2 protein-coding genes are annotated in these 6,674 nt (G+C 49.9%); both read left to right on the forward strand.

Annotated elements, in window-relative coordinates; genetic code table 11:
* Positions 1-432, forward strand: a 432-nt coding sequence (locus ICL55_RS34795) for a phosphopantetheine-binding protein (protein ID WP_188106674.1), incomplete at its 5' end; no start/stop codon positions are given.
* An 11-nt stretch (positions 433-443) separates the two neighbouring features.
* Positions 444-6,674, forward strand: a 6,231-nt coding sequence (locus ICL55_RS34800) for a non-ribosomal peptide synthetase (protein WP_188106676.1), incomplete at its 3' end; no start/stop codon positions are given.

The following is a 6,674-nucleotide window of genomic DNA, read 5'->3' on the forward strand; positions in this document are numbered from 1 at the left end:
CATTTGTCGGGGCGCCTGCCGGAATATATGCATCCTTCCTATTACATCCACCTGACAGCTTTCCCTTTGTTGCTGAGCGGCAAGGTGGACCGCAAGCAGCTGCCTGCGCCGGAATTGCCGTCCGGAGGGTATTTCCGGCCAGCGACGAGTGAAACGGAACAAATGTTGGCCGGTATCTGGTCTGACGTGCTGCATATCGATAAAGACAAGATCAGCATCGACCAGAATTTCTTCGACCTGGGTGGGCATTCGCTGAACGCAAGCCTGCTGGTCAACCGGATTTTTAAAGAACTGCGTACGGAAATCAGGCTACAGGATGTTTTTATCCTGAACACTATTGAGCAGATGGGAGAGCGTATAGATAATGAAAGATGGATACAGACAGCGGCTGAGGCGCCGGTGTCAGGATTCGATGAACTAATACTTGATTAAAGCCGGAATGTATGAACATTATAACCAAGTTAAGGAAACTGAAGATAGAACTGGGGCTGGTCGATGGGAAGATCAGGATAAACGCGCCGGAAGGGATATTGACAGCGGAATTACTGGCCGAAATTAAAAGCCAGAAAGATGATATCATCAGCTATATCACCAATGTGGCCGGGAAAAAGCAGTTCGCATCTATTCCCCTGGCTGCTCCGCAGGAATATTTTCCGCTCACCTCTGCACAGCGACAGCTCTATTTTCTCCATGCGTTCAACCCGGATTCGCTGGCTTATAATCTACCCTATATCATTGAACTGAAAGGGGAATTGGACAAAGAACGATTGACAGCAGTTTTTAATCAGCTGCTGCTACGCCATGAAAGCCTGCGTACTTCATTTGACCTGGTCGATGAAGTGCCTGTTCAGAAAATCGGAAACGTGGCGAAAATTACACTGGAACATTATGAGGCGACAACCGAAGAAGAAGAGGCGATCATTAAAACATTTGTGCGGCCATTTGACCTGCGGTCTGCGCCATTAATAAGGGTGGGGCTTTTGGCATTATCGGCCAACAGGCACCTGTTAATGGTGGATATGCACCATATCATTACAGATGGCATCTCGCTGGAAAATCTCGGTAAAGAGTTTATGGCTTTGTACAACGATGAAGTATTGCCGGATTTGCCCTTACAATATAAAGATTATGCCGTATGGCAGCAGCAGGAGGAACAAAAGGAAGGCATCGGCAAACAGGAGCAATATTGGCTCGGTATCTATGACGAACAGCCTGTGACACTTGCCATGCCGGCAGATTTTCCAAGGCCTGTAGACAGAAGGTATACCGGAGCGTATTATACCTGTGACATTGATAGTGCTCTTACAGACAGCTTAAGTGAGATCGCTAAGTCGGTGGACGCCACCATGTTTATGGCGACCTTTACGATCTTCAATGTGTTGTTGAGTAAACTGGGCAATCAGGATGACATCGTAACAGGTATTCCTGTTGCGGGCCGTCAGCATTCAGACCTGGAAAACATCATTGGCATGTTTGTCAATACGCTGGCTGTCAGAAACAACGTAAAAGGGGAGATGTCGTTCATGGAATTACTGGAGGAGACCAGAAATATTATGCTGGCAGCCTTTGAACATCAAACCTATCCTTATGAAATGCTGGTGGAAAAGCTGAAGATAGAGAGAGTGCCTGGCCGTAATCCGCTGTTCGATGTGAAGTTTGTTTTCCAGAATTATCAGCAACACGAACGTCATATTCCGGGGCTGACAACTACCAGTCACAACTATCACAACAAGGCATCTCAGTTTGATATGACATTGTATGTCATCGCATCGCCAACAACGATGCAGTTTGAATTCAATTATTCCACCGAATTATTTAAAGAAGAAACCATTGCACGGTTTGCTGCATATTTCCGCCGTATCATTACCGCTGTTACAGCCCGGCCACACATTCGCATCATGGATATCGACATGCTGCCTGACGCGGAAAAAAATGAACTGCTACAGGTATTCAATAATACCCGGAGTGATTATCCACATCAAAAAACAATGACAGACCTGTTTGAAGAACAGGTAAAGATGGTCCCTGACCATCACGCTGTGATAGACGCGACCGGTAGTATAACCTATGAAAGATTACAGCGGCGGGTAAATCAGCTGGCGGTGGACATCAAAAAAAGAAAGGCCCATTTGGTGGCGATATATGCAGAACCGTCGATAGATATGATCGCGGCTATTCTTGCCGTCTGGAAAGTGGGCGCCGCTTTTATTCCGCTGGACCCGCAACAGCATGCCGGCCGTCAGGAAGTAGTGCTGGCCGAAAGTGGTTGCGACCTGTTGCTGATACAGGCCCGGCTGGCCGGCGGGCTACGGTTTCAGGGTGAAATTATGCTGATCGGCAACACTGATGGCGCGCCTCAGGTGTTGTCTTCCGAAGCGTCGCCGGAAAGCACCGCTTATGTGATCTATACTTCCGGGAGCACGGGAGCACCCAAAGGAGTGAAAATAAGTCAGGCCAATCTCGTTAATTATGTTTGTTGGGTAAACAGTCTGTTGGAACTTGGACCAGACGACCGGTCAGTGCTGACTTCCTCCTTCGCTTTTGACCTGGGCTATACGGCTGTATTCCCGGTGCTGGCAAGCGGAGGTACCTTGCACCTGATACCACAGACATTGTATCAAACACCTGATGGTCTGTTGGAATACATCAAACAACAAGGCATTACCTATCTGAAAATGACGCCCACGCTGTTCTCTACCCTGCTGGAAGCTGACAATCTGGGTGATCAGGTATTGGATGGGATCCGGTTTATCCTCCTGGGAGGAGAACCGCTCCGCACAAAGGACGTAGCCACTATCCGGCAGCAGTATGAGCATATCAGGTTTATAAATCACTATGGCCCTACAGAAACCACGATAGGAACGGTGGCCGGATGGATGGACCCGGTAATGCCGGATACGGGAGAAACGATTATCGGACGACCAGTGAACAATAACCAGGTGTTTATCCTCGACCGGCATCAGCAACTGGTGCCGGTTGGAACGCCGGGTGAACTCGTGGTCGGTGGCGCAGGCGTAGGCATGGGATACCTGCACAACGATGCCTTGACAGCCGAAAAATTTATACAACTGCCTTTTGCTGCGGGAAAGGTTTATAGAACGGGAGACCAGGCCCAATGGCTGTCTGATGGCAGGATACGTTTCATTGGCAGAATAGATGATCAGGTAAAAATAAGAGGGTACCGGGTGGAGCCGGCTGAAATAGCGGCGCACCTTGCCATGCACGAGCTGGTGAAAGAGGCGGTGGTGGTCGCCAAAGAACAGGATGGGCAGCGATTGCTGGTGGCGTACTATGTTTCGGAAAAAGTACTCAGTAATACTGTACTGAAGGAGTTCCTGAACAAGCGCCTGCCTGCATACATGGTCCCTGCCTATTATGTGCAGCTGGAAAAGATACCATTGACGCTGAATGGAAAAGTGAACAGAAAAGCCCTTCCCGATCCCAACCAAAAAGAAGAAGAGAAATATGTGGCCCCTGACACACTGGTAGAAACATTGTTGGTGGAAATATGGACGAAGGTGCTGGGCGTGGAAAAGGTCGGTATTACGGATAATTTCTTTGCCATTGGCGGTGACTCCATCAAGTCTATCCAGATTGCTGCAAGGGTAAAAGCCAGAGGGTATAAACTGGGTGTTAACGAAATATTCACCAGTCAGACCATCAGGGAACTTGCGGGGAAAGCGGTGCCTGTCAAGGCCGCAGCACCGGCCGCCGCATCCGCTGGTGGAAATATCAAAATAACGCCGGTGCAGCAACGTTTTTTCGATGGCCCCATTCGCAATAAACATCATTATAACCAGTCTGTACTCATAAAGTTTGATGTCCATTTATCGGCTGCATTGGTTAAAAATATCTTTGGTTGTCTACAGCGTCATCATGATGCATTACAGATGGTGTTTGTCAGCAGAAAGGGACAGATCGTGCCCGCAATGGCTGATCAGGAGCTGCCCGTATGGCTGGAAGAGCATACCGTTGAAAACGAATCAGTCCTCCTGCCGTTTTATAACAGCGTACAGTCAGGTATCGATATTGCCAAAGGGCCATTGATGAAATTGGGGTTGTTTCATGTAAAGGATGGGAGCCAATTGTTGATCGTCATCCACCATTTGGTAGTTGACGGCATATCCTGGCGCATCCTGTTTGAAGATATAGAGCAACTTTACCAGCAGGCCCGTGAGGGCGCTCCGTTGCAACTGCCCGACAAAACGGACGCTTTCGGGGGATGGGGAGATGTGTTGACTGCGTACACCCATGATGCTACCTTCATGGCCGCAGGGAAATACTGGTCAGATTTTCACCGACAATCCTATTCCCGGATACCAAGGGACTTTTCGGACGGACAAAACACTTTTGCCGACCGGGAAACAGCAGCGTTCCGGCTTAGCCCCGATACAACGGCGAGGTTGCTGACAACAGCACCGGCTGCATTTAAAACAAAAATCAATGATCTTTTACTGGCGGCATTAGGGCTCGCTATCCGGAAGCAGTACGGCCTGAGTGGCGTTTGTATTGATATGGAAAGCCACGGCAGAGAAGATATACGCCCCGATGTGAATATAAGCCGTACGGTGGGGTGGTTTACCTCCATCTATCCGGTTTGCCTCACGGTAGATCCCGACAGCATTTCCCGGTCTGTCAGAATGGTGAAAGAATCGCTTAGGAATACGCCTAACAACGGACTGGACTATCTGCTGGAGAAATACAATGGCGCGGCCTGGAAGGACTTATCTGTGTCCACTGTCTGTTTTAATTACCTCGGACAATTTGATGCAGACATCAACAACCGGTCCTATCAGGTTTTACAGGAGGCTGCGGGAAATGAGACAGGTCCAACAGAAAACAGGCCGTACGACTGGGATATATCCGGAATGGTTATCAATGGCAGCCTCGAACTTAGCCTGACCTTTAGCAGGCATCAATATAAACAGGAGCAAATGGACGCCTTTATGGCACATTATGAGGCGGCCTTACTGAAAGTGATCGACTATTGCTGTAATACCACCGGAACAATACTTAGTCCTTCCGATACCGGTTGTCCGGGCCTGTCTATCGCTGAACTGGACACGTTGCAGGAAGCCTTGCCGGTGGAAGATCTCTATCCGCTGTCTCCTATGCAGGAAGGCTTTTTTTTCCATCATTTGCTGGCGCCGGACGATGAAAGCTACTTTGAACAAAAATTACTTCGTATAACGGGAATGGTAGATGTGGATACGGTGAAAGAAAGTATGAACGACCTGTTATCACGTTATGATATACTGCGCACCGTCTACCTGCACGAAGGATATACGCGTCCGTTGCAGGTAGTGCTGAAAGAGCGGCAGCTGGAATTTCATTATGAAGATGTACAGGAACGTTGCCGCAGTGGCGAAGAGGCCGACGCGCTGGTGCGCGACATTGCCGCCGCCGACCGTGCACGTGGATTTAATCTCGGTCGTGATGTGCTGATGCGGTTAACGGTGGTGCGGTCAGACGTAGATACCTACTGGTTTATCTGGAGCCATCCACATATCCTGATGGACGGATGGTGCCTGGGAATCATCATTTCCGATTTCCGGGAATTATATGCGGCAAAATATACCGGCCGCGCAGTGAGGCTGCCGGCGGTAAGACCATATGCTTCGTATATCCGTTGGCTGCAGGAGCAGGATAGCAACGTTTCCCGTTTGTACTGGCAGCAGTATCTGTCGGGGTATGAAGGTACGTCCTGCCTGCCGCAGCAGGTGCAGCAGTCAACAGGTTACCACGCGGGTGTTGCAGAAGTGGTGCTGGACAACGCGTACACTACACAGTTGACAGCACTGTCGCGCGATTTCGGCGTAACGCTCAATACGTTGTTGCAGACAGCCTGGGGCGTGTTGTTAATGAAATACGGTAATACAGACGATGTGGTGTTTGGCAGCGTAGTATCCGGCCGGCCGGCCGATTTGCCGGATGTGGAACGGATGGTAGGACTATTCATCAACACGGTACCGGTGCGTATCCGTACCGGCGAAGACACGCGGTTGTGCGACCTGGTGAAGCAACTGCAAACCGCTTCTCTCGATGCGTTGCCACATCATTATCAGCCATTGGCGGATATACAGGCACTCAGCGCCGCAGGCAGAAAGCTGATCGATCATCTGTTCATCTTTGAAAATTATCCGTTCGAAACGGCTGAAACGGAAGACCTTTTCAGGATCGACCAGGTCGCTGTTTTCGACCAGACGCATTACGATCTGACACTCACCGTGATGCCATCCGACATGATCACCGTCCGGATGGAATATAACAGGCAGGTATATACTGATTTGCTGATGCAGCAGGTGTCAGCGCATTTGCGGGAAATCATTGATGCCATGATCAATACGGCAGAAAAGAAAATATCCGAACTGCCGTTGTCGGTGTCGCCGCAACTGGCGGCGTGGTGCCAGGGGGAACAAACGGAGCTTCTGCTGGCCGATGAACGCCGGACTTTTACGGTATTGTTTGCCGAACAGGCGGCCCGTACGCCCTTGCAGGTTGCAGTAAAACACAACGGACAAGAACTGACCTATCAGGAGCTCTATAGCTTCTCTGAGCAGATAGCCTTTCATTTACAGCAACGGGGCGTTGTTGCCGGCGACCGGGTAGCGTTGTACATGCCCCGCGGTATTCACATGCTGGCGGCCATTCTGGGGGTATTCCGCTGTGGCGCT

The sequence above is a fragment of the Chitinophaga varians genome (assembly GCF_014529945.1).
Lineage (GTDB): Bacteria > Bacteroidota > Bacteroidia > Chitinophagales > Chitinophagaceae > Chitinophaga > Chitinophaga varians.